Here is a 24032-nt window from a genome sequence, read left to right on the forward strand (position 1 = left end):
CCATGAAGACGAACGCGGCCCGCCAACTGGATACGCTCGGCATCAAGTACGAGCTGCGCGAGTACGAGGTGGATCCAGAGGATCTGTCCGCCGAGACGGTGGCCGCCAAGGTGGGACTGCCAGCGGAGCAAGTCTTCAAGACGCTGGTGGCACGAGGGGATCGGACGGGCGTGTTGATGGCGGTGGTGCCGGGCGACGCGGAGCTGGATTTGAAGGCGTTGGCGAAGCTGAGCGGGGACCGGAAGGTGGACACGGTGCCGCTCAAGGAACTGCAGCCGCTGACGGGCTACATCCGCGGTGGAGTGACGGCGATTGGCGGCAAGAAGGAGTACCCCGTCTACGTGGACGAGACGGTGGAGCTTTTCGACATCATCTCCGTGTCTGCGGGCGTGAGAGGAACGCAGATCCTCATTTCCCCAGCGGACTACCTGAAGGTCGTCAAGGGGAAGCCGGGTCCCATCTCCCGGCCCAAAGCCTGATTGATCAATCCTTCGCCGCTTTGGGCGCGAAGTACACCTTGCCGGCTGTCATGTTCGAGGCGGCGATGCGCAATGCCTCTCCTGCTGACTCCAGTGGCAGCTTCGCGCGAACCGGGGTCTCGAAGTCCTTGCCCAACAACGTCGGCACTTCCACCAGCGCGCGGAGCTGGTCCTTGCCGAAGCTCCCCTTGAAGAACTCCGAGAGCCAGAAGCCCTCGATCTTCTTCTGATGGAAGATGAGCTCTCCCGGGTGGATGCGGCTCTCCTGCTCCGAGAGCCCTCCGTAGACGATCACCGTCCCCTCATCCACCAGCGCCCGTGCCAGGTGCCCTGTCATCGATCCCGCGACGGCGTCGAAGGCCAGCGATACACCCAGTTCCTGGCAGATGAGCCGCAGCCTCTCCTCGAACTCGGGCTCACTGCTATTCACCACGTGCTCGGCCCCCAGCTTGCGCAGCATCGCCTCCTGCTCGGAGCGGCGGACCACGTTCACCAGCGGGATCTTCTCCTTGCGCGCCAGCTTCTGCAGCATGCGCCCCACAGTGCTCGCCGCCGCGCTCTGCACCAGCGCCTTGTGCTTCCCCTGTCGCGCTCGATCCATCAACGCCCACGCCGAGAACGGGTTCACGAAGAAGCTGGCGCCCTGCTCGTCACTGATTCGCGGGAGCAGAGGGATGCACTGCTTCATCGGCACCACCACGTACTCCGCCCACGTTCCGGCATCCGAGGGCACGGGCACACATCCCACTCGCCGCCCCACCAACAGCCGCCCCGCCAGACTCCCCGCCGCCACCACCGTCCCGCTCCCCTCGAAGCCCGGCACTGCTGGCAGCGGCTTCTTCACCCCGTAGAGTCCTCGAACGAACATCAGATCCGCTGGGTTGATCGGCGCCGCCGCCACCCGGACCAACACCTGCCCCGCCCCAGGCCTGGGGACTGGAACTTCCATGACTTGCAGAGACTCGGGCCGACCGTCGTAGGCCTTCAGGCACAGCGCTCGCATCGTCTCGGGCAGGGCGGTGGTCGTCATCCACAGACCTTTTTATTCGCACGCGCGTTCCCACGGGAACCTTTCTCTCGCCCGCCGCGTCGGAGTTACCGATGTCCGCCACTGTCCTGCAGCTCCACCACCGCGAAACCTTCGAGCGAAACGTCACCCGCGCACTGGCCGCCGGCGCCGGCGCCGGCCTGCTGCACCTGGCCATTCACAAGGCCGGCCTGGCGTTGCCCCTCGCCTACATGGTCCTCGCCGGTACCCTGCTCGCAGTGGCTCGAGGGGACAAGTGGGACCGGCTCCTGCTGTCCGGCCTGGGCGTGCTGCTCCCCGCCCTCCCCTATGCCCTCGGCATGGCACCCGCGTGGACGGCGGGACTGAGCGCCGCAGCGGCCGGTGCCCTGTTGGTTCGCGCCCACCTCAACGAACGCGGCGAGGAGAGCCAGGTCGGCGAGCGGCGCCCTACCTTCATCAACTACGTGCTCGGCGCGGGCCTATGCGCTGGACTCACCCTCGGCGGTGTGGCGGTGGCCCGCATCCTCGCCGCAAGGATGGCGGACCTGGCGACCCCGGTGCTGCTTGGCGCTGGAGTGACAGGCGCCATCGTGGGCCTCTTTGTCGGGCTCAGCTCCGTGGCCGCGCACCTGGCGCTCGCCTCGGATCCCGTGGAGGCGCGCTGCGAGGAGCTGCTGCCCCAACTCTCGGGTGATTTCCATACTCTGGCCCAGCGCGCGCTCACCATCTACCGGCAGTGCGGCCAGTCCCTGGCACAGCTCCCCCGCGAGCCCGCCCGCGAAGAGATGGCTCGCACACTGTCCCGAATGACGAAGGATGCTGTGGAGCTGGCCTCGGAGTGGGCCGGCGTGGAAACCCAACTCGAGGAGCGCGCCCAAACGGAGCTTCAGACCGAGCGCGAGGAATTGCTCCGTGCCGCGAAGGCGAGCACCGATATGGTGGCCCGTCGTCAGCTCGAGTCCGCCGCTGCCTCGCTGGGCGAAGAGGTGGAGCGGCTGGGAGAGCTCAAGCAGCGCCGCGAGCGCATCCTCGCGCGGATCCGGGCCCAGGTGGCTCAGTTGGATCGGGCCCGCGTGGCGCTCCTGTCGCTGCGCAGTGGGCACGCGCAGATGAAGGCCGCAGAGCTCTCGGCACTGTCCCGCCGCTTCCGCGCGCTCTCCTCCTCGCAGATCGAGGAGGGTCAGGCGATGGACGCAGTGGCCGCCCAGGCGACGCTCGCTCAGACCGAGCCGGCGCCCTCGGTTCCGGCTCCCACAACCGCCAGCCCCGAGGCCATGGCTCCCGTTGCTCCGATTGCCGAAGACGCGGAGGTGCCCTCGGCGCCCGTGCAGGAGCGCGTCTCCTGAGCCTGCTGTCTCCCTGAACTTTCGAAGCGCACCCAGGCGCGCGTTGAGCAGACGACATCCGTCTCTCGCCTCCCTGCTCTCCAGACCTGGAAGCGAGCTCTCGGCCGTTGCGCTCAAGTGACGGAGCTGTTGCCTGGCGCTCACTCGACGGGCGTGGGGCGGTCAGAGGGATCCGTTACATCTTCCAGGCATGACGCTCCCCCTGATCAACAGTGTCACCGAGCGGCCAGCCTGGCTCTGGGCCGGAGACGAGCCACGGATCACCTCGGTGTTCCAGCCGATCGTGGACCTGATGACGGGAGAGGCCATCGGGTACGAGGTACTCTCACGGGGCGTGGGTCCCATCCAGGCTCCACATGTGCTCTTCACCAAGGCGCGGGTGGAAGGTGTCACATGGGAGCTGGAGCGAGCGTGCTGGACAGCGGCCGTCCGGCGAATTGCCCTGCTGCCGCTCGAGGAGCGCCGCGTCCCCTTCTTCTTCAACGTCGGACCGGACGTACTGAGCGATCCACGCTTCGGAGATGGATCCACGCTGGAGCTGCTCGCGCAGTACGGAATGAGCCCGAGACAGATCGTCTTGGAGATCACGGAGACAAGCACCTTCGCGAGCGTCGATCAGCTTCAGCAGCTCATGCGCCAGTACATGGGCCACGGCTTCAGGATCGCGCTGGATGACTTTGGCGCGGGGCACTCGGGGCTGGTGACGCTGGTGCACAGTGCGCCGCATTACATCAAGCTGGACCAGGCGCTGGTGCGGGACATCCACCAGCACAGCTACCGGCAGCACCTGGTGAAGTCTCTGGTCGACTTTGCCTCCAGCGTGGACAGCACCTTGATCGCCGAGGGCGTGGAGACGTGGGAGGAACTGAACGTGCTGCTGCGGCTGGGCGTCCGTCATGCGCAGGGGTTCCTGGTGGCGCGGCCCGCGAGCGATCCCCCCCAGCCCTCGCGGGAGTTCGATTTGCGCCGCCGCGAGGCGATCCGCGCGCACCACTTCCAGAAGGACGAGGACGACGAGACGGTGGGGGGCATCGTCATCCGCAGGCTGTGCGTGGACGCGGAGATGACGACGGAGGAGCTGGACCGGCTCTTCCGCCGCACCCCAGAGCTGGATCACGTGGTGATTGTCGGCGAGGAGAAGCCTCGGGCGTTGGTGACGCGGCAGCACTTCTACGCGAAGACGGCGGGGCCTTTCGGCTACCCGCTGCTGCAGAAGAAGCCCGCGGAGCTGACTTCGAGCGAGCGGCCGTTGATGGTGGAGGACACGATGGCGATTACCGCTCTGGCGAAGGTGGCCATGGAACGGGCGCCGGAGTCCCTTTACGATCCCGTGGTGGTGACTGACGCGCAGGGGCGGTTCCTGGGCACAGTGACGATGAAGCAGCTGATCGGCCGAGCCACAGAGCTGGAGGTTCGGGCGGCCACAGGGGCGAATCCGCTCACGCAACTGCCAGGGAACCGGATGATCGAACGGTGGATCCGGCAGGTGCTACAGGGTCCAGGGTTCACGGTGATCTACGGGGATCTGGATCACTTCAAGGAGTACAACGACCGCTATGGCTTCCTGCTGGGAGACAAGCTGATCCGGCTCACGGCGCGCGTGCTGTCGGAGAGCCTGCACCTGTTCCCGCGTGGGAGCCACCTGGGACATGTGGGAGGAGACGACTTCGTGCTCGTGTGCCCGGACGCGGTAGACCCCTCAGCGCTCGAGGTGATCTGTCAGCGCTTCGATGAGGAGAAAAGTGCGCTGTTCGACGCAACAGACCTGGAGCGCGGGTGGTTCGAGGCCACGGACCGGAAGGGCACGTGCGTGGAGGTGCCTCCGGTGACCCTGAGCCTGGCAGTGCTGGACAGCCGGAAACTGGGTGGCAGCGTACATCCCGCCTCACTGTCGAGCATGGCGGCTTCACTGAAGAAGAAGGTGAAGGAACTGGCGGCCAGCAGGCGCACCAGCACGTTCATGTTCGAGCGTCGCGCACAGATTCAAGAGAGGTAGGCGCTGGTCATCACTGGGAGATAGAACCTCCAGACATGGGAAGCTGGAGGAGAGCTGTCGCCTGGACCGCGGCGCTGGGTGTGCTGGGGGCCGTGCTCGTCGCGGTGTTCCCCGACAGCTACCAGCAGGATGGGGGACAGCACTATCTGTTCGCACGCTGGGCCTTCCGCCTCCCCCACTACTTCGTCAAGGTGTGGGCCCGGCCCCTCTTCATGCTCGTCTATGCCCCGGCGACTCAGCTCGGCTATTCGCCCGCCCAGCTCGTCACCGTGCTCGTCTGTCTCGTCACCAGTTGGCACACGTTCCGGCTCGCGGAGGAGCTGGGCCTCGCAAGGCCCCACCTCACCGTCCCCCTCCTGTGGTTCCAGCCATCCTGGCTGCTGCTGAGCCACGAACTCATGACCGAGCCCCTCTTCGCGCTCGTCTTCGTTCTCGCGCTGCGGCTCCATCTCTCTGGACGGGTGATGGCTGGCGTCGGTGTGGCGTCCCTCATGCCCCTGGCCCGCCCCGAGGGCTTCTTCCTCGGCATCCTCTGGGGCGTGTGGCTCCTCATCGATCGGCGCGACTCACGCCCCGTCTGGAAGCGACTCCCTTCCACCCTGCTCCTGCTCTCAGGCTGCGCCCTGTGGTGGCTGGCCGCGTACCTGCTCACCCGCGATCCCCTCTTCATCCTTCACGACTGGCCCCGAGACTGGCACGCCACCGCCGCCGAATACGGCTTCGAGCCAGTGTGGAGCTACATCCTCCGCCTCCCGGAGCTGGTCGGGCCCCTACTCCTCGTCCCCTTCCTGCTGGGATTGAGCCTCCTGCTCCGCCGACGCCAACTGGGCACCGCCACCTCGGCCTTCCTCGTGCTCTTCGTGCTGCACTCCGTGCTCCACACCTTCGGCCTCTTCGGCTCCGCCGGCTACCCGCGCTACCTCGTCTGTGTCGCTCCCGCCACCGCCCTTATCACCCTCGTTGGCTGGAACCTCCTCGCCGACTGGCTCTCCCGTTTCTCTCGTCCACGGATGGCCTGGCTCGTGGGCTCTCTGGTGCTCGTGCCCTCAGCGCTCGCGGCACTCCTCTACGTCGATGCCGCTCAGTGGGCCCGCGATGCATGGGCCGTGGATGCCACGGTGGCTCGCTTCCGTGAGGAGCCTCGTCCCGTGGCGCGCTTCTATGGCAGCCAGCGCTACATGAACATCGTGTTCGATGACGGCGCTCAGGAACCCCGCCTCGGCCAGGACCGCGAACGCAACCTGCAGATCCTTCGCGAGGCTCCACCCGCCACACTCGTCATGTGGGACGCTCAACGTGGACCCGACTGGTTCCGCTTGGAGGTGAAGGATCTCGAAGCGCTCGGATACACCCTGCTGCGCTCCGATGAGTACGTCCTCACTGGCAAGCTGCTGAACCGCTCGCCCGGACCCTGGTTCGACTATGGCTATGGTCCGCTGGTCCGATACGGATGGAGGTGGCACGGCTTCGGCGGCCCCCACTCCGTCCACCTGTTCCTGCTCTACAAGGAGCGCTGAACCTCGCGCTCTCGCTCGCTCCTCAGGGGACGATCTTGATCGCCGAGACGCCCTCGAACTCCACCGTCGAGCCCTTCGTCACTCCCACCGACTGGCACCACCCTCCCGGCACCTCCAACACGAACTGGCTGGGAATTCCCACCGAACGCGCCGTGTACGTGCGCGGCTCCGCCCGCTCCACGATCCCCACGATGCGCTTCTCCGCGTTGATGAACACCATGTCCAACGAGATGAGCGTGTTGCGCATCCAGAAGCTCTGCACCTCTTCCTCCGGAAACAGGAAGAGCATCCCCTTGCCCGCCGCCATCTCCGTGCGCCACATCAATCCCCGCTGGCGCGAATCCCCCGTCGCCGCCACCTCCACCTCCACCCGGTGCACTCCCCCAAACGCGTCGTGCAGACGCACGTACCCATGCGGCAGCGCCGGCATCGCATAGTCCTTCGCGGTCACGTCCGTCTCGGCGGCCGCCTTCGCCGGCGGAGCCTTGCCCTCAGCCTCGGGCCGGCACGCCAACATCATCAGCACCGCCAGCCCCACCGCCTGAAATGGAAGTCGGCGCATGCTCACGAGCCCAACGGCTTCTTCAACAGCTTCTCCGTCAGCTCCGGCCCCAGGCTGTCCGCCATGAGCTTCTCCACCACGCCTTCGAAGTCCGCCCGCTGCGCATCGCTGTTGTAGATGAAGCGAATGCCCATGCCCGGCTCGTCCCCGTCCCCCTTGGACCAGACCACCTCGCCCAACAGCTCGAACGGCGCCTCGCGATGCGGAACCGTGAGCTTGAAGAGAAACCGCGTGCCGATGGCCAGCGGCTTCTTCGTCTTGATGAAGGTGCCACCCTTCGAGATGTTCTTCGTGTAGTCCGCGAAGAACGAATTGAGCTTCTTGTAGTCGACCTTCAGCTCGATCGGCACGCGGACTTGTTGGCGCTGGTCTGGACCGGTCTTCTGTTCGGGCATGCTGGGTCGCAGTATAGGGGAGCCTATGCGGCAAGTCCTGTTTACCCGAGCTACCTCCCTGTTGAGGCGTCCCGCCGTCCTCCTGGTCGTGGGCCTCGTGGCGCTCGGAGGCTCCGCCCTCGTCTTCCTCCCCCTCTTCGGCCTCCCGGGCTTCGAGCTCAGTCTGGCCCTCTCCATCGCCGTCGGCACCCTCGGGGGAGGCGTCGGAGTCGCCGCCGCCGCCCAGGAGCGCCGCGTCCTCCGAGGCGAAGAGCCCCGCCTCAAGGACCTCCCCCGCCCCGAACGCCCAGGCCACGCCGCCGCGCTCGCCCTCGGCACCGCCCTGCTGATCAACGGCGCGGTGCTCATTCCCCCCTTCCTCAGTTCCACTCTCTTCGCACTCTTCTCGACGGAGTGTGATCCGTTCGAACTGGTGGGCTTCTATCCGCTGCTCACCTTCCCCTCCGCCGTGCTCGCCTCCACTGCGGGTGTCCTCTGTGGTTTCTGGGCGCGAAAACCCGGCCGGGGCGTGCTCGCCTACGTCGGCCTCGTGCTCCTCTCCGGCGTCCACACCGCGTGGCCCATTGTCTTCGGCCCTCAGGTGTATGCCTTCAACCACTTTCTCGGACATCTCCCAGGGCCCCTCTATGACGAGGCGCTGGCGATCACTCCGCGCGTGGGCTGGTTCCGCCTGGAGACACTGCTGCTGGCCGGGCTCCTCGCACTGCTCACCGCCCTCTGCCTGGACGTGCGCGAGGGCCGCCTCTCTCGTCCCAGGCTCTCACTCGGCGCGTGGGTGCTGCTGATCCTCCTCGTGGGGGGCGTGGCGCTCCTCGAGGGCAAAGCCCCATCGCTCGGCCTGCGGATGACCCACGAGTACCTGGCCGATCACCTGGGCGGAGTCCGGGACACCCAGCACTTCCGCCTCCACTACGCGCGCGGCCTGGATCGCGAAGCAATGGAGCGCGTGGTGAGGGATCTCGAGTTCCGCTACCAGCAGCTCTCCACCTTCCTGGGCGGCGCTCCCTCCGAGAGGATCCAGGTCTACCTGTACCGCAACGACGAGGAGAAGCAGGCCCTGGTGGGCGCCGGGCGGACCCAGTTCGCCAAGCCCTGGCTCTCCGAGCTGCACATCAACGATCGGCCCTTCCCTCACACCAGCCTGCACCACGAGCTGGCGCACGTCATGGCGGCCTCGGCCGGCAGTGGCCCGTTCCGCGTCACCACCCGCTTCGGCGTCTGGCCCCTTATGGGCGTCATCGAGGGCTTCGCCGTCGCCGCGGACGATCCCATCCAGGGCGATCTCACCCTCCACGAGTGGGCCGCCGGCATGCGCCGCCAGAAGCTCGCCCCGGACATGCGCAAGCTCATGGGCACCGAGGGCTTCTACCAGTCCGCTCCCGCACGGGCATACACCGTGGCTGGCTCGTTCCTGCGCTACCTGGCCGACACCTATGGCTCCGAGAAGGTCCGCGTCCTCTATGCCCACGCGGATTTCCAGCAGGCCTATGGGCGCTCGCTGGACGATCTCGTCACCGAGTGGGAGCGCTACCTGGACACCCTGCCCCTGGACGAGGCCGCCATCAGCCGCGCCTTCCTCCGCTTCCGCACCGGCAGCCTCTTCACCCGTACGTGCGCCCGCGAAGTGGCACGCATCCAGAAGAATGCCCAGGACGCGCTGGCCACCGATCCCCAGGAGGCGCTCGAACTCTACCGCCGCGCCGGCCAGCTCCAGCCCGAGGAGCCCACCTATGCCATGGGCCAGGCCCTCGCCCTGGACCAGCTCGACCGCACCACCGAGGCCGCGCAGATCCTCTCCACCCTGGCCACCAAGGTGAAGGAGCAGCCCGCCCTCCTGGCCGAGGTCGTCATGGATCAGGCCGACATGGCGCTGCGCCTGCAGAACCTCGACGAGGCCCGGAAGTACCTCGAGCAGGTGCTCTCCCTGGCCCCCAGCCCCGAGCTGACGCGCTCGGCCCAGATCAAGCTCGCCTCGCTGGATTCGCCCTCCCGCCTACAAACCGTGGAGCGCTTCTTCCGCGTCCGCCAGGAGGAGGTGCGCCTGCTCTACCTCGCCCGAGCGCTCCAGATCGCCCCGAAGGATCCCTACTTCAACTACCTGATCGGCCGACGCCTGCATCAAGCCGGGGAGGCGCAGCTCGCGGTGGAGTACCTCACCCAGGCGCTCACCCCGGGCTCCGAGACACTCTCCGAGGCCATCCGTAAAGAGGGGCTCCGACTGCTGGTGGAAGCTTCGTACCTGGCCGGGGACTGCGGCGCGGTGCGCCACGAAGTGGGCGCTCTGCCCGATTTTGGACCTGCCTTCAAGGTCTCCGCCCTCGAGTGGGTGGCCCGATGTGACTTCGAGGATGCTGCCTTCCACGGACCGCTGGTACCCCGGCAGGCTTTCCGCTAGACGCAGGCCCTTCAACAACAGGAGGGCGTATGCGGTTCGAATCGCGGCAGCGGATCCAGGGGACGGTGGACGAGGTGGAGCGCGCGATGCTCGACGAGCGCTACAGCGAGTTCCTGCTCAAGCACCACGGCGTGCTCCTCGAGGTCCAGAGCCTCGAGATCAAGGACGAGGGCGACAAGGTCCGCCGGAAGATCCGCTATCGCCCCAAGCCCGTCATCTCCTCCATCGGCCCGAAGAAGGTCCCCCCCGAGTGGTTCGCCTTCATCGAGACGTCCACCTACGACAAGAAGAAGAAAGAGCTCTCCTTCAACAACGTGCCCACCTCCAACGCCATCTCCAAGATGTTGGTGAACTCCGGCACGCTGAGGCTGCGCCAGGTGGGCGGAGAAACCGAGCGCACCATGGATGGGGAGATCTCCCTCAAGCTGCCCTTCCTCATGAAGATGCTGGCCCCCATCGGCGAGAAGATCATCCAGTCCGAGGGCCTGAAGATCCTCGACGGCGAGGCCCCGGTGCTCAACCGCTTCATCGCCGAGGTGCTGCGCAAGGGCTGAAGCAGGCCCTCTTCAGGCTGGGGAATGAGTTGACACCGGCGCGGTTGCACCCTTAGAGGCGACCGCACCATGACCTTCCGAGCCCTTCTCGTCGTTCCCCTGCTGCTGGCCACCGGCTGCGCCACCAAGCGCATCCCCGGTACCGAGATTGCCGACAACGATGACTCGCGAGCCATCCTCGCGATCATGGAGCGCTACCGCGCCGCGCTGGAGGCCAAGGATGCCAAGGCCATCCAGTCGCTCGTGTCCGAGGACTTCAAGGAGGACGCCGGCACCGAGTCCCCCGACGACGATCTCACCTACGCCAACCTCCCCGAGCACATGAACGCCCTCTTCCAGCGGGTGGAGCGGCCCAAGGTGGACCTCAGCGTGCGCCGGGTGGACGTGCAGGAGGACGAAGCCGCCGCCATCTACTACTGGAACGCCAGCTGGCGCATGCCCTCGCTCACCACCCGGCCCCAGAGCGACTCGGAGCTGGAGCAGATGGTCTTCAAGCGCGTGAAGGGCGAGTGGAAGATCGTCTCCGGCATCTGACGCCCGCTCACAGCCCCAGCAGTTGCAGGAAGCCCGCCGGGCCCATCGCATCCAGGGCCCGCGCCCGCGCCAGGTAGGTGCGGAAATCCTTGCGGGTGAGCTGCTCGGGCGGCAGCGGCGACAGGTGGAAGTCGCGGATGCGGCTGGCGGTGTAGCGCACCGAGCCGAAGAGCGCGTGACCGAACAGGTTCTCGCGCTCCACCTGCGTCAACAAACGCGACTCCTGGTAGCCGCGGATGAAGGCCCGACACAGCTCCGGCCGGTAGCCTCCGTCGAAACACCAAGCGTTCAGGGTGATGACCACGTCCAGGCCGTAGGCGTCCCGGCACGCCATCTCGAAGTCGAAGAAGGCCCCCACCCGGTCCGCCAGCCACTTCACGTTGTCCAGGAAGAGATCCGCGTGGATCACCCCGTGCGGTTGCAGGCCGTGATCCCGGGCCCGCTCGGCGCGCTCCAGGTGCTCCGCCAGCTCTTCCGCGACGCTGGCCACCTCGTCATCCTTGTGGCGCCGCAGCCCCTCCAACCAGCTGCGCACCTGCGCGGCGCTGTACGGGTTGTTCCGCGAGCCTCCAAAGGAATGGGTGATGCGGTGCATCTTCCCCAGCTCCTGCCCCAGCAATTCCACGTGCTCGGCCGTCACCTGCGGGCGCTTCAGCTCCTCGCCGGACAGCCACTTGAAGACGCTCACCCGCCCGCCCTCCAGCTCCAGGAAGGGCTGCCCCTGCTGCGTCCGCACCAGCGTCGGAGACGGGAAGTGGGACTCCGTCAGGTGCGTCAACAGCGCCGCCTCGAAGCGCAGATCTTCCTCCGAGCGCACCGTGGTGTGCCGCACGAAGACGCGCCCCGTCGAGGTGAGCACCCGGTGGTTGGTGTTGATCGAGCCCTCGGGGATGGCTACCACCTCCTGCACCGTCCCCAGACCGAAAGCCTCCGCCACCCGAGTGAACGCCTCGGGTTTCAGCACCGTATAGACAGCCATCGAGCCACCTCCCGGAGTGGACAGCCACCCAACCCTTCGAGCCCCCCTCCGTTGACACCTGAGGGCGCCGGGCATATCTAGGCGCGGCTCTCTGATCAACATAAACGTCCGAAACCACTCAAACTTTCCGGCCGGAGGCAGTCGCGCATGGGAACGGCAGACGGCGGTAGCGTCGGGCAGCGGGACTGGAAGCGGCGGGAGAGCCTGGCCAGCGCCCTGATTCAGGTGGCGCTGGTGGCCGTGCTGCTCGGGGCGGCGGTCGTCTACGTGGTGCACCGAGGCAAGGTGCGCCAGGAGACGGACAATCGGCTCAAGGCAGCCCAGGGGTTGGCGCAGCGCGGCAACCCGGCTGATTTCCAGAAGGCGCTCCAGGAGCTGGATGCGCTCTTCTCCATTGATCCGAATGTGTACGGGGCGCACGCCCTGGCCGCGGATCTCCAGGCCGAGCTGTGGCTGGAGCACCACCAACCCGGAGCCGAGACCCAGGCCCGCGAGCACCTGGCTCTCGCCGAGGCCTTGGAGTCCAAGGACGTGGAGCGCTATGGCGCCCGCGTGGTGCGCGCCCGGGTGCTGCTGGCCGAGGGCAAGACGGCCGAGGCGGATCAGACGCTCAAGGCGCTTCGGGATCGCGGGGCGAGCAACCCGAAGCTGTGGCTGGCCCAGGCCCGGACGCTCCAGGCCCTCGGAAACCTGCAGGGCGCGCGGCAGGCCTTCTCGCGCGCCACCGAGGGAGCGTGGAGGGATCCGCGCTTCTCCACGGCCTACGGAGAGGCCCTGCTCGAGGAGGGGCTGTTCACCCAGGCCAACGAGGCGCTGGGACGGGCGCTGTCGGCCAACGCGGAGCACCTCCAGGCGCGGCTGACGTCGGCGCTGGCCCTCCTTTATATGGAGAAGCCGCAGGACGCCGAGCGCGCGCTCCAGGAGGTGCAGGCGCGCGAGGCCGAGCTGACTCCGGCGCTGAAGGCGCGCGTGCTGGCGACGCGGGCCGAGCTGGCCCTGGCCCTGGGCAGTCCCGACGAGGCGATGAAGCAGGCGGATGCGGCGCTCGGGGTGATCCCGGACGAGCCCTATGCCCTCTTCAGCCGGGCACGGGCGCTCGCGGCCCGGAAGGATCCCGGCGCACGGGCGGCCTTCGAGGCGGCGGTGGCGAAGCATAAGACGGCTCCCCTGCTCTATCTGGAGGGCGCGAAGTCGCTCCAAGTGGCAGGAGACGGCGCTGGCGCGCTGGCACTGCTCGATGCGTACGAGTCCGTCTTCCGCGGCGTGCAGGTGCCCGCGAGCGAGGGCAAGACCGTGAGCGCGCTGGAGCGGGACGATCGCTACTGGCTGGCGCGTGGCGGGGTGCTGGAGACCGCGGGCCAGCAGGACACGGCGCTGGCGGCGTATGACCAGGCGATCGCCATCAAGGGCCCGTCCCAAAGCCGCGCGCGGTACGCCAAGGGTCAGCTCTTGCTGGCGCGCAAGGACTACGCCCAGGCTCGCGAGGTGCTCGCGCCGCTGACGCCCGATTCGGGCGGAGGGCCCCTCCCGGAGGCATATACCGCGATGGGCTCGCTCCTCTTCGCCCAGGGCGACTACGCCACGGGGTGCCAGCACTACTTCTTCGCGCTCAGCCGGGATCGCGCCCGGGGCGTGCCGCTCGACCAGTTGCAGGCGCGCTCCGCAGCCATCGCGAAGCAGCTCACGGACGCCGGGCAGGCCAACATCGCCAAGGCATGGAAGGCCGAGATCGACAACCTGCTGAAGTAGCGGCCCGATCGCTGATGCAGGCGATGGGCACGAATACGCCCCAGATACGAGAGGGGTCGTCGGAGCCCGAGAAACATGGACACAGTGCCACAGGTCGCAGGCCCCTCGTGGCGGGGCGGGTTTCGGGGACGGGTCCTCCAGCCCCGCCGTCCCGCTCGCTCATGAAGTGCAGCCGCTCAACGTGTCCAGGTGTCGAGCAACTCAGGGGCAAGCCGGAGTCGCAGTATACGCGGAGTCGTGCTGGCATACTTCAGGGAGGGCGAGCAGTGCCCCTCAGCCCCCACATCCAACTGAACGGCCGTGTTCATGCTCACTCCAAGGCACAGCGCCCTCCTACTCCTGATTCTTCTCTCTGCCTGCGCCTCGATGGAACCGCTCCCGGGAGAGCGAGCGGACCCGAGTCCGAGACTCACCAACCTTCAGCGCGCGGCCCAGTACCCCTGGATGGATGACGGCCATTGCGTGGTGCGAGAAGCCTCCAACAAATGGCCGATCCTGGCAGAGAGGTGCTTTCACGCGCTCGATCACGACAGGATCAGGTTTCGTGATGTCACAGGACAATGCGCCGTCGCCTCCGCGCCTGCGGCTGCCGCAGCAATGGGTGTAGGGCTCTGCCTCTTTGCGTCACCGGCAGTCATCACTGGGGCAGTGATTGTCATTGCCACCGTGGTGGTGGCGATTGCCATCAAAGAAGGACTGGATGCTTATGAACGGAGCGCATCCAGCGAGCGCGCGAAGCGTAAGATACAGATACGGCCATCCAGTGAGCAGGAACCCGTGACGAACAGAGAGCCCACGCCGAGGGGCTTGGGGCGGGACTGGCTTCCACCCGTCTCATCCGATTCAACGGAGCCCCGCCCTGAGTGCAGGCCCGTCCCGGTACCGCACCTTGGCGGAGATGCCGCACATAACGAGTGCGCCGACGAGTTTCCGCCGAACCGCTACCCCGGTATGGACGTGCTAGTGAACGGCAAGCGCTTCGATGCGCTGCAAGTCGGAGTGCGAGTTTTGTGGGAGATCAAGACTGATCAATTTGACACGTATAGTGAGTTCCTCCAGGAGCAGGTGGGCGAAACTCAAGTGGAAGCGCTTCTGGAAGAGCGCAGGATTGCGCAGGCATGTGGATATGGCTTCGTCATTGGGGTGAGCAGTGCTGCGCACAGACAGGCACTGCTCGACTTGGAGCCCTCCCTTGCCCCTCATATCGTTGTTACGGGGTGCAAACGATGACAGTGAACGGTCGCCTCCTTCTTTCCGTCTGCGCACCAGCACTCGAGGGCGACGATGGCCGCACACTCACGGTCGTCCGTGGGATGGAACGGGCGCTTCCCGGCTTGCGCTTGGAGTGGGAGGTCACCAAAGAGGGGCAGCCCATAGCGTTGCCGCTGCGTGATGCGTGGCTCGCTGAGGCAGCAAATCGCGGGAAGTTCCCGCTCCTATGCAATGGCGACGAGAGCACCCCCGTGACGATCGCCGGGTTACAGAGACCCGCGAGTTTGATCCCAGGTGGCCAGCCGCAGCTTCAGGTCCATGCGAAGCTGCCACTAGATGCGACCGTCATCGCGGCGGCGGCAGAGTTGCTGGAGCGCGTAGCAGAGGGCGCACGCGCTTTCTGGGGGCATGCGTCGCCGAAGGGCTTCGGCTCGGAAGTCGCGCAGCAGATGCGCAGCTCAGCTCAGGGACCGAAGAGTTCACCCCGCGGGCTTCCCATGCTCACCCCCCCAGAGGAACTCCGCTCACCCGAGATTCCGCATTACCTGGGGTGGCTGAACTACTGGTCTGCTGCTACCGCGCAGGCCATCGGCTTCCCGGATCCTGCCCGCGACGCCGAGTTGCTGATGCGGGCGCGGCGCACGGCGTCGGGTGGGTGGATCGTGCAGTTCACCGATGCGCCGCTCGACCTCGACAACCCCGCCCACTTAGACGCGCTCAAGCAGGCCTACGAGCGATTCCCCGAGATCGGCGGGCGCGCTGCACCTTGAGGTCCGCTCTTCCCTAAGAAGACGCTCGCGGTTGGAGACGAGACCTGCACGGAGTGCAGAGAGCAGGCGACGGCGCAACAGCGGATACGTCAGGACGATGCCTTGAACGCCTCCAGCAGCATGACGAGATTGGAGGCAGTCAGGTGCAGAGCATAGGCCGCCAGATAGCCCGGAACCTCCACGGGCTCTTCACCCTGGCCATGGCCGCCGAGCTTGTTGCGGACTGTGGGGACTCCAGCCTCAAGCGTTTGCCGAAGCCCGGTGAAGTGCGCCTGCATCGACTGGGGAATCAGCTCCTTGTCGAAGATGATGGTGATGAGATTGCGCGCGCCAGCAACATCTGGGTAATCCCAGCTCTTCCGCTTGCAAATCGTCTTCATCGTGCTCTCGAATGCCTTGAGGGCATCAACGAGCGCCTCCTTGTGCTTCCCATGGCGGTAGTGCTCAAAGGCAGAACGAAATTCTTCGTCGGCTCCCTCAAAGCCCTCTTCGAACAGGAGCTTCAGCGCGGGCTTTACGACTTCGGCGTGCACAAGCGCTGAATCGACACGGATGATGAGCCCCGATTCGAACTGGTAGCCGACGCCACTCTCTTTGAATCGGCCGTTCAGCTCGGCAATGAGGGCGTCAAAGGCTTTGGGTCCCAGGTGTGGAGGATAACTGTTTCGCTGCGCATTGTTCCAAAACATACTAAAAGTCAGCTCGATAATGTCGAGTGCCTGTTCTGGTTTACAGGCCAGCAGGAAGCCGCAGCATTCGTCTTCATATTCGTCATATCCATGATTGCCCACCGCGAGATAGCTGTCATATCCATGACGGCCCTCCACGAGACGGAACAAGCCGTATTCCCGGCATAGTAAGTCGCGAATCCCCTTGTATACTTTGAAGGCAAATGAACCTTCATAAGACTTGCCGAACCCCTCCTTCCAAAGGTGGATGACCTGCACCCGCAGTTGCTCGGGAACAGTGTCGTAGCTGTAGACATCAGGAACATCGCCGCGCTCTGCTCGCCGCTTGCGCTTCGAAAAGAGATCATAGATGGGCATGGAGCAAAAAATACCACCAGACCGGCAGGACGCGTGGCGCACTCGCGCACCTGCCCCGAAAAGACGGCAATCAGAGCGGACACCGCCGACAGGGAGGACGCGGCCATTCCTGAGATCAGAATTCCTGCTTGGCACTACGCTCGTGGTGAGCGCCTCCAAGAAGAAGGGGCCCGCGGCAGTCCCGCGAGCCCCCTCTCACTTCACACGAGGCAGGAACCCTCTCAGGTGCCCACGCCGTCCACGCAGGCCCCGAAGGGACGCAGCGGGGCGAGGTGGCCCTCCGCGTTCCCCGACAGCGAGCCGGCGTAGATGCCACCGTCAAAGCTGCCGTTGTTGAAGTCGAAGTAGGCCTGGGGTGCCAACACCGTACCGAAGAAGCCGTAGTTGAAGGCGTTCAGATACACGGCGTTCGGGAAGTTGAAGAGCACGCCCGTCGCATCCGCTCCACTGTACGAGTTGGAGAAGTTGGCGATCGTCGCCTCGGTGCCAATCACGTTCACCACCGCGATCGAACCCGACGGCACGGTCAGGGAGAAGTACCTCGTGCTGCTCAGCTGGTTGGTGGTGATCTCGAACACGTTCACCTTCGTGTTCGTGCCCTGCAGGTAGAGGCCACCCCAGGACTGGAACTGCGTGGTGCCATTCACCTTCATGCTGCCGATGATGGTGGACAGTTCCGCCACCTCCGCGGCCCGCTGGAAGGGGTCGAAGGACAGGCCCTCGGACAGCGCGCCCCGGTAGAACGTCACCGTCCCGTTGGCGGTGGTGCTCTCCCCGTAGTGCGCGTCCCCGAAGACGCCGCCGTGGCGGATGTTCAGCGCTCCGCCCGCAACCAGCACGTCGTCCGTCTGGTCCGGCGCCAGATCCGCGCCCAGCGAGAAGTGCTCCAAGTCGATGTTGCCAGCGGCCGCCACCTTGCCTCGCACATCGTGGCCACCGGTGTAGTTGCCGCTCACGAACACGTTGTAGTCGTTGAGCAGCACGTCCACGCAGACCTGCGTGGTGCGAGACATCGTGATGGTCACCGTACGAGCTGCCTCCACGTTGCCCGCGTTGTCCTTCGCGTAATACGTGATCGTCGTCGTCCCCTCGCGGTTGATGAGCGGGGCATACGCCAGCACGCCATCCTTCTGGCCGCTGCCCGTCACCGCTCCGCTGAGAGTCCAGTAGATCGTCTGCACTCCGGATGAGTCATCCGTCGCCTCGAGACGGACCGCCACATCGCTGTGGTACACGCCATTCGAATCGGCCTTCGCCTCGACGAAGGCCGTGCTCTGCGGTGGGGTGGTGTCCGCGGCCTCCAACGAAGGAACAGCACTCGTGAGCTGAAATGCTGGCGTCTCCTTCGCGTCCGTCCCCGTCATCTCCGGGGCCCCGCACGCGGTAGCCGTAAAGGCCAGAAACACCAACTCATAGATGGACTTTCTCTTCACAGGACTTCCTCCTCCCTGGCTCAGCCTCCGCGCCGCGGGGATGAGCCACAGGTTCCGTTTGCCCGACGCGTCCGGATTTCAGGAATACGGTACGCCCCCCTGTTTCACTGCCAGCATCAGCTTAATGGACTAAAGGGAAGAACCCTTCTGTAAAGTGCAGGTAGATCTTTATGACCACCACGGCTAGTGGGTTATGGTCGTCTTCCAGCCCTTCTGAGGAATTCTCGAATTGATGTAGGCACGCGCTCGGAAGCCCCGGGCGCAAAGCCGCAAATCGGGGATCCGAAAGGCACGTAGAACGCGCGCTTACGCTGTGCAGTGTTCGACAAGAGCCTCGGGCCGCGAGCCGAGCGCGGCGCAACGAAGCTTATGGATCAGAGCAGATCTCTCGGATCCAGCGAGCGGTGACGGGCCGTCACCACGCGCCACTCGCCATCCTGCTCCTTCTCGAAGGAGCCCTCGACGAGCCATGCGTTGATCACGCTCTCGCGAGCGAGCTGCTCCAGCTCCTGCGCCTCGGAGCGGGCGAAGATGAACCGCACCGTGAAGTCCCCCTTCGAGGGAGACACCTCGGTGACTTCCAGGCCCGTGTGGAAGATGCGGACCCACTGGCCTCGCAGCACCTGGGCCAGGAGGATGCCGCGCACCTGATCCTTGCTCCAGCCCTGACCGGACTTGAAGCGCTCGGACACGCCCTCCATGAGCGCGCCCATGTCCTTCTCCTCGGCGGCGCGCGTCATCTGGACGATCTTCCGGGTGATGGCCTCCTCGACGGAGGGCTCCTCGCGAGGCCACAGGGCCAGCACCAGGCCGCCCACGAGCAGCGCCAGCACCAGCCCCATCACCCTCGAGCGAGAGAGCGTCAGCATGGCTCCCGCCGGCTCATGAGGCCTGGGCCTGCTCCGCCCCGATCACCAGCTCGTCCGCGTCGATGATTTCCGCGGGCCGCAGCGCCTCGGCCGTCTGCTTCTGCCGGCGCTCCGAGAGCTGCTCGAGGTACGTCTTGATGGTGGGGTACTCCTTCACCAGCTCCCCGAAGGCCTCGCGATCGATATAGGCGGTGGCCGTCTTGCGCGTGGAGACCACGGTGGCGGTTGCGGGCACACCCGTCAGCAGGGAGATCTCCCCGGCCACCTCGCCCTCGCGCAGCACGCCCAGACTGACCACGCCGCCGGCGGGATCGTCCTTCTGCACCACCAGCTCGCCGGCCAGCACCAGGAAGAGGCCCGGAGCCACTTCGCCCTCGGTGAGCGCCTTGTCCCGAGGCTGCAGCGCCCGGAACGTGAAGCGCCCCAGCAGCGCGGAGCGCTCGGACTCGGGCAGCTGCTGGAAGAGCGGCGAGGTGGAGATCATGTTGCGCGCCATGCGCTGCTGGGCGAACTCGGCCAGCATCTGCGGCACGGAGGGGAAGCTGCGCGCCACGGTGTTGAGGTGCTCGCGGCGGATCTCGAACACCTCCGTATCCACCACCGTGCTCACCGAGGCCGTGGGCGGCGTGCCGGTGATGAGGGACAGCTCGCCGAAGATGGAGCCACCGCCCAGGCGGCCCAGGGCCTTGCGCTGCCCGTCCACCAGCCGCGTCACCTCCGCCTTGCCCGCGACGATGACGTGCATGTGGTCGCCCGCGTCACCCTCCTGGCTGATCACCGTGTTCGCGGGGACGCTCTTCCACGTCATCCGCTGCACCAGATCCAGGAAGGCATCCCGCTCCAGGTCGGCGAAGAGCGGCAGCGGCGGCCGGCTGTTCGGGTCCGCCACGCCACCCGGATCCGGCGCGGCGAGCACCTCGAGGACGCGGGCGGTCAGCTCCTCGCCCATCAGCTCCAGCAGATCCGTCTCCACCTTGCCATCGAAGAGGGGATCCGGCGGCAGCGGCGGGGGCACGGACGCACGGCCCGGGGCGCTGCGCGCCGCACGCGCGTGGATGCGATCCAAGGTGTCCTTCAACCGGCGCTCCTGCGGAGCCAGCTCCAGCGCCAGCTTGCAGGCAGCCATGGCGGACAGCAGGTAGTCCCTGCGGAGCAGCCCCTCGGCACAGGCATGGTAGGCCGTGACCGCGCGCTCCCGCTCTCCCAGTTCCGCCAGACACCGCGCCGCGAGCATGCGCGAGCGGTGATCCGACGGCCTGCGACGGACGGCCTCGGCGAAGACGGCGAGGCCGCGCTCGAACTGGCGCTCCTCGAGCAGGTCCATGCCGAGCTCTCGCAGTGATTCACTCATTCCCAATCTCCCCGACGGTGGTGCGACAGTCGCTGTCGCCGCGGCGGCACCTTACCCCACCCTCGAAGCTTCAAGGATTGAGTTCTCTCAGGTGGATCTGCGCCTTGTCCCGCAGCTCGGAGCCCTCGGGAGCGGTGTCGATGACAATCCTGAATTTTTCCGCTGCGGACCGAGGATCCCGATCCTTCTCGACGTAGGCGCGCTGGTAGAGCTCTTCCACTTTGCTCTCGAGGCTGGCGAGCCCGTCCCGAGCGCGCTGATCATCCGGGTTGAGGCGGAGCGCCTCGCGGAAGTTCTTGCTGGCGCTGGCCACGTCATTGCGAGCCATGGCGGCCTTGCCCGCGCGCACCGAGGCCTCGGCGAGCTTCTCGTGGATGGTGTCCAGCAGGCCGCCAGAGAAGCCGATCTGCATGTAGAGCTCCTCGGACTTCTTCAAGGGCCGGACAGCGGCCTCCAGCGAGTTGGACTGGACCTTGCGCATGGCGTCCTCGAAGGTCCGGCCGAACTGGGGGATGAGGCGCTTGAGGTTCTTGGCGCGGTTGCGGATCTCCTCGTCGCCCTTGTTGGCCTCGACGACGCGATCGCACTCGAGCACGGCGCGATCATAGTCCCCGTTCTCGAACTTGCGCTCCACCGCGTCGAAGGCCTCGACGATGAACTGAGCGCGCTTCTCCGCCGCCCGCTTGGCCGCCGCCGCCCGGCTGTTGCGATCCTGCTTCGCCTGGTTGGCGGCATCCTGGGCGATCGCCGCCTCCACTTCCTCTATCTTCGTGCGGTAGAGCGGCTGGGCGTTGGAGGGCAGCTTCGAGATGATCGCGCGCACGCCATCCAGATCCTGGGCCGCGAGCAGCTCGTCCGCCTTCTTCGTGTAGAAGGCGCCCTCGGCCTCTGTCAGCTCCTTGTCGAGCTTGGTGCGCTCCTCGTCGCTCTTGGCGGTGGTGCCCGTGGGGGCCGCGTCCAGCTTCTGGCGAGCCTCCTCGTAATTGCCCTCCTTCATCGCCGCGCGCACGGCCTGGAACGCCTCGATGACGGTGGCCTCGGCCCTGGCCGCCTTGGCCAGACCCTCTTCATCGATGCCGGGCTTGAGCTTCTCCGCCTCCTCGATGAGGCCGACGGCCTGCATGTACTCGCCCTCGCGGATCGCGGAGCGCGCCGCCTGCATCTTCGTGGCGGCCAGCGCCACCTTGGGATCGGGCGGAGGGGGCGCGGGCGGCTCCTTCTTCCCCAGGACGATGATCAGCACCACCACCAGCACCACCAGGCCCACACCCGCGCCGCCGATGACGATGACCTTGTTGTCGCCCAGCTTGTTCTGGGGCCGCCGCGTGGGCACGGGCCGAATGGTGTCGATGGAGCGGACCTGCGTGCCCTCCTTGAAGCGCGGATCGTCCGGATCCACGTCCTCCTTGTTGGCCGCGGTGGCGTTGGCCGCCGCTGCCTTCCGGGCCGCGGCCTCCTCCTCCTTCTTCTTGGCCTCCTCTTCCTTCTTCTTCTTCGCCTCGGCCTCCTTCGCGTCCTGCTCGGCCTGGAGCTGCTTCACCGCCTCCAGCTCGTCCACGAAGCGCAGCAGCGTGCGGCCGATGACGATCTCGTCACCGTGCTTGAGCAGCTTCTCCTCGACGCGCTCGTCGTTGACCTTGGTGCCGGTGGCGCCGCCGAGATCCCTGAGCAGCGTGCCGGTGTCACCGTGGATCAGCTCCAGGTGGCGGCGGGAGACGGCCTGATCCGACAGGCGCAGGTCCACGTCCTTGCCGCGCCCCACCACCATGCGCACGCTCTTGAAGCGCCGCTTCTTGCCCGCGTCCGGCCCCTCGACCACTTGGAGCGAGATGGGCGGCCCGGTGCGCGTAGCATCCGGGTTGTCATCCTCGTCCTCTTCGGGCTCCTCGTCCTCCAGGGCCCGCATCTCCTTGGAGACGACACGGGGATCGTCCCCCACGGGCGTACCCTCGGAGGGGTCCTCCTCCCCTTCCTCGCCGGGGAAGTGGTTGGAGGTGTGGTACTCCTCCTCCTGGGGGTCCTTCATGGACGGCTCGTCAGGCTCCTCTGCCGCCGGGGCAGAGCCCGGGCGTCTCTGGCCCTTGTTCCGGAAGGTGGGCGCAGGTCTCATTTCGGTACGATCGTTCTTCGACGCGCCACCTGAAGGCTTCGAGGAATCCGCGCGGGAAGAGGTCGGTCGGCGAGGGGGCATGGGTGTAGGCCGGTCCTTTGAGGCCGGGGCATCTTAGAGCGCCCGGCAGGCCAGGGGAATGCACTGAGAGGTTCCCTGGAACACTCAGTGTGGGTTGGCCGTTGCCGGTGACGGAGGGCCCCGTTAGGGTCCTCTCATTTCACAGTGTCTTGGAGAATACGAATGCCCCGTGCGTCGGCGAGGACGAAGCGCCCCACCCCGGCCCAATTGGCCCCTCTCATCAGCCGGCAGGCGACGCCCGCTCCCCTGCTCCCTCAGCCCCTGATCGAGCGACTGTTGGCGGTGGCCATGGAGAAGGGCGGCGAGTTCGCCGAGGTGTACGTGGAGCGCTCCACTACCACGGGGGTGATCCTCGAGGAGTCCCGCATCAAGAGCGCACAGACGGGGCTGGTGCAGGGCGTGGGGCTGCGCGTGATCTCCGGGGCGAAGGTAGGCTACGCGTACTCGGACAACCTGGATGAGGAGGCCCTGCTGCGGGCCGCGCGCACGGCGGCGATGATCGCGCAGGGCGGAGGCTCGGAGCGCAGCTTCAAGGTGAGCCGGGCGCCGGCGCCCAGCTACTACCGGGTGGCCATGCCACTGGCGGAGGTGGACGTGGCGCACAAGGCGGAGCTGGTGCTGCGCGCGGACAAGGCGGCGCGGGCGTTCGACTCTCGGGTGAAGCAGGTGAACGGCTCGTACGCGGACAACACCAAGCGGATCGCCGTGGCCAACACGCTGGGGCACTACACCGAGGACACGCAGGACCTGTGCCGCATCGGCATCCAGGTGGTGGCCGAGGGGAAGAACAAGGAGCGGCGCACGGGCATGTTCGGCGGTGGCGGCCGGGTGTCCTTCAACCACTGGGACAACTTCACGCCGGAGCAGGTGGGGCGCGAGGCGGCGCGGCAGGCGGTGGCCACGCTGGGCGCGGCCGAGTGCCCGTCGGGGCCGCAAACGGTGGTGTTGGCACCGGGCTGGAGCGGCATCCTGCTGCACGAGGCGGTGGGGCACGGCCTGGAGGCGGACTTCATCCGCAAGGGCACCTCGCTCTTCGCGGGGAAGATGGGTGAGAAAGTCGCCTCGGACCTGGTCACCGTCATCGACGACGGGACGATGGCCAACAGCCGTGGCTCCATCAACGTGGATGACGAGGGCGTGCCCGCCGAGCGCAAGGTGCTGATCGAGAAGGGCGTGCTCAAGGGCTATATGTACGACAGCCTGAACGCGAAGCTGATGGGCCAGAAGTCCACGGGCAGCGGGCGGCGCGAGTCCTTCAAGAGCATGCCGCTGCCGCGCATGACGAACACGTACCTGGCGCCGGGAGACCACTCGCCCGAGGAGATCATCAAGGAAGTGAAGCGCGGGCTGTACTGCGCCAACTTCGGTGGTGGGCAGGTGGACATCACCAACGGCAACTTCGTGTTCGAGGTGAGCGAGGCCTACCAGATCGAGGACGGGAAGCTGGGGCGTCCGGTGAAGAACGCGATCTTGATCGGCGTGGGGCCGGAGGCGCTGAAGAACGTGTCTCGTGTGGGCAACGATCCGATGCCGGATCCGGGCATGGGTACCTGCGGTAAGGATGGGCAGAGCGTGCCGGTGGGCGTGGGACTGCCTACGCTGCGCATCGACAACATGACCGTGGGCGGGACGAAGGTCTGAGGAG

At 66.5% G+C, this 24032-nt stretch carries 20 protein-coding genes; 11 read left to right on the top strand and 9 right to left on the bottom strand.

The window, feature by feature from the left end; genetic code table 11:
• Nucleotides 1–2: 2 nt before the first annotated feature.
• On the top strand, nt 3–479 hold the full coding sequence (ybaK, locus tag KY501_RS40650) for a Cys-tRNA(Pro) deacylase (protein WP_224369292.1): 477 nt from the start codon (nt 3–5) through the stop codon (nt 477–479).
• A 4-nt stretch (nt 480–483) separates the two neighbouring features.
• Here the strand turns inward: ybaK and KY501_RS40655 are convergent, their stop codons facing one another.
• Nucleotides 484–1509, bottom strand: a complete 1026-nt coding sequence (locus tag KY501_RS40655; RefSeq protein ID WP_224369293.1) for a zinc-binding dehydrogenase — start codon at nt 1507–1509, stop codon at nt 484–486.
• Nucleotides 1510–1580: 71 nt separating this feature from the next.
• Between KY501_RS40655 and KY501_RS40660 the strand changes: the two genes are divergently transcribed.
• From KY501_RS40660 to KY501_RS40670, 3 genes are all read left to right on the top strand, one after another.
• A complete protein-coding gene (locus KY501_RS40660; RefSeq protein ID WP_224369294.1) occupies nt 1581–2834 on the top strand; it encodes a hypothetical protein in 1254 nt (417 codons plus the stop codon).
• Nucleotides 2835–3024: 190 nt separating this feature from the next.
• Complete coding sequence (locus KY501_RS40665) at nt 3025–4830, top strand: bifunctional diguanylate cyclase/phosphodiesterase (protein ID WP_224369295.1); 1806 nt, start codon at nt 3025–3027, stop codon at nt 4828–4830.
• A gap of 35 nt (nt 4831–4865) precedes the next feature.
• Nucleotides 4866–6347: a hypothetical protein gene (locus tag KY501_RS40670; protein ID WP_224369296.1), complete on the top strand. Its 1482-nt coding sequence runs from the start codon at nt 4866–4868 to the stop codon at nt 6345–6347.
• A 22-nt stretch (nt 6348–6369) separates the two neighbouring features.
• On the opposite strand, the gene KY501_RS40675 is transcribed toward KY501_RS40670, so the two are convergent.
• Nucleotides 6370–6909, bottom strand: coding sequence for a DUF192 domain-containing protein (locus KY501_RS40675; RefSeq protein ID WP_224369297.1), 540 nt, complete (start codon nt 6907–6909; stop codon nt 6370–6372).
• Nucleotides 6910–6911: 2 nt separating this feature from the next.
• The gene (locus tag KY501_RS40680) at nt 6912–7304 is read right to left on the bottom strand and encodes a TIGR02266 family protein (RefSeq protein ID WP_224369298.1); all 393 of its coding nucleotides are present in this window, start codon (nt 7302–7304) and stop codon (nt 6912–6914) included.
• A 25-nt stretch (nt 7305–7329) separates the two neighbouring features.
• Here KY501_RS40680 and KY501_RS40685 point away from each other — a divergent pair, with 25 nt between their 5' ends.
• The 3 genes from KY501_RS40685 to KY501_RS40695 all read left to right on the top strand — a co-directional run bounded on the left by KY501_RS40685 (nt 7330) and on the right by KY501_RS40695 (nt 10787).
• Entirely contained in the window at nt 7330–9699 is a 2370-nt protein-coding gene (locus KY501_RS40685) for a hypothetical protein (RefSeq protein ID WP_224369299.1), read from the top strand.
• Nucleotides 9700–9728: 29 nt separating this feature from the next.
• Complete coding sequence (locus KY501_RS40690) at nt 9729–10253, top strand: SRPBCC family protein (protein WP_224369300.1); 525 nt, start codon at nt 9729–9731, stop codon at nt 10251–10253.
• Between the two features lie 69 nt (nt 10254–10322).
• Nucleotides 10323–10787 (top strand): YybH family protein, encoded by a 465-nt coding sequence (locus tag KY501_RS40695; RefSeq protein WP_224369301.1) that lies wholly within the window; start codon nt 10323–10325, stop codon nt 10785–10787.
• A 7-nt stretch (nt 10788–10794) separates the two neighbouring features.
• On the opposite strand, the gene KY501_RS40700 is transcribed toward KY501_RS40695, so the two are convergent.
• Entirely contained in the window at nt 10795–11766 is a 972-nt protein-coding gene (locus tag KY501_RS40700) for a homoserine kinase (RefSeq protein WP_224369302.1), read from the bottom strand.
• A gap of 147 nt (nt 11767–11913) precedes the next feature.
• Between KY501_RS40700 and KY501_RS40705 the strand changes: the two genes are divergently transcribed.
• From KY501_RS40705 to KY501_RS40715, 3 genes are all read left to right on the top strand, one after another.
• Nucleotides 11914–13515 carry a tetratricopeptide repeat protein gene (locus KY501_RS40705; RefSeq protein ID WP_224369303.1) on the top strand — a complete coding sequence of 534 codons (1602 nt, stop codon included), beginning with the start codon at nt 11914–11916 and terminating at the stop codon, nt 13513–13515.
• Between the two features lie 306 nt (nt 13516–13821).
• Nucleotides 13822–14745, top strand: a complete 924-nt coding sequence (locus tag KY501_RS40710) for a DUF6310 domain-containing protein (protein ID WP_224369343.1) — start codon at nt 13822–13824, stop codon at nt 14743–14745.
• Nucleotides 14742–15497, top strand: coding sequence for a DUF5953 family protein (locus KY501_RS40715; RefSeq protein WP_224369304.1), 756 nt, complete (start codon nt 14742–14744; stop codon nt 15495–15497). Before KY501_RS40710 ends, KY501_RS40715 begins: the two co-directional genes overlap by 4 nt.
• 89 nt (nt 15498–15586) lie before the next feature.
• Here KY501_RS40715 and KY501_RS40720 read toward each other — a convergent pair whose 3' ends face one another.
• The 5 genes from KY501_RS40720 to KY501_RS40740 form a co-directional block, all read right to left on the bottom strand.
• Nucleotides 15587–16543, bottom strand: a complete 957-nt coding sequence (locus KY501_RS40720; protein ID WP_224369305.1) for an abortive infection family protein — start codon at nt 16541–16543, stop codon at nt 15587–15589.
• A gap of 221 nt (nt 16544–16764) precedes the next feature.
• Nucleotides 16765–17976, bottom strand: a complete 1212-nt coding sequence (locus KY501_RS40725; RefSeq protein ID WP_224369306.1) for a choice-of-anchor A family protein — start codon at nt 17974–17976, stop codon at nt 16765–16767.
• A 374-nt stretch (nt 17977–18350) separates the two neighbouring features.
• A complete protein-coding gene (locus KY501_RS40730) occupies nt 18351–18845 on the bottom strand; it encodes a hypothetical protein (RefSeq protein WP_224369307.1) in 495 nt (164 codons plus the stop codon).
• Between the two features lie 13 nt (nt 18846–18858).
• Nucleotides 18859–20196, bottom strand: coding sequence for a cyclic nucleotide-binding domain-containing protein (locus KY501_RS40735; RefSeq protein ID WP_224369308.1), 1338 nt, complete (start codon nt 20194–20196; stop codon nt 18859–18861).
• A 70-nt stretch (nt 20197–20266) separates the two neighbouring features.
• Nucleotides 20267–22222, bottom strand: coding sequence for an FHA domain-containing protein (locus tag KY501_RS40740; protein WP_224369309.1), 1956 nt, complete (start codon nt 22220–22222; stop codon nt 20267–20269).
• Between the two features lie 327 nt (nt 22223–22549).
• Between KY501_RS40740 and KY501_RS40745 the strand changes: the two genes are divergently transcribed.
• A complete protein-coding gene (locus KY501_RS40745; RefSeq protein WP_224369310.1) occupies nt 22550–24028 on the top strand; it encodes a TldD/PmbA family protein in 1479 nt (492 codons plus the stop codon).
• Nucleotides 24029–24032 lie beyond the last annotated feature (4 nt).

This window comes from Hyalangium versicolor, assembly GCF_020103695.1.
In the GTDB taxonomy this organism is placed as follows: Bacteria; Myxococcota; Myxococcia; order Myxococcales; family Myxococcaceae; genus Hyalangium; species Hyalangium versicolor.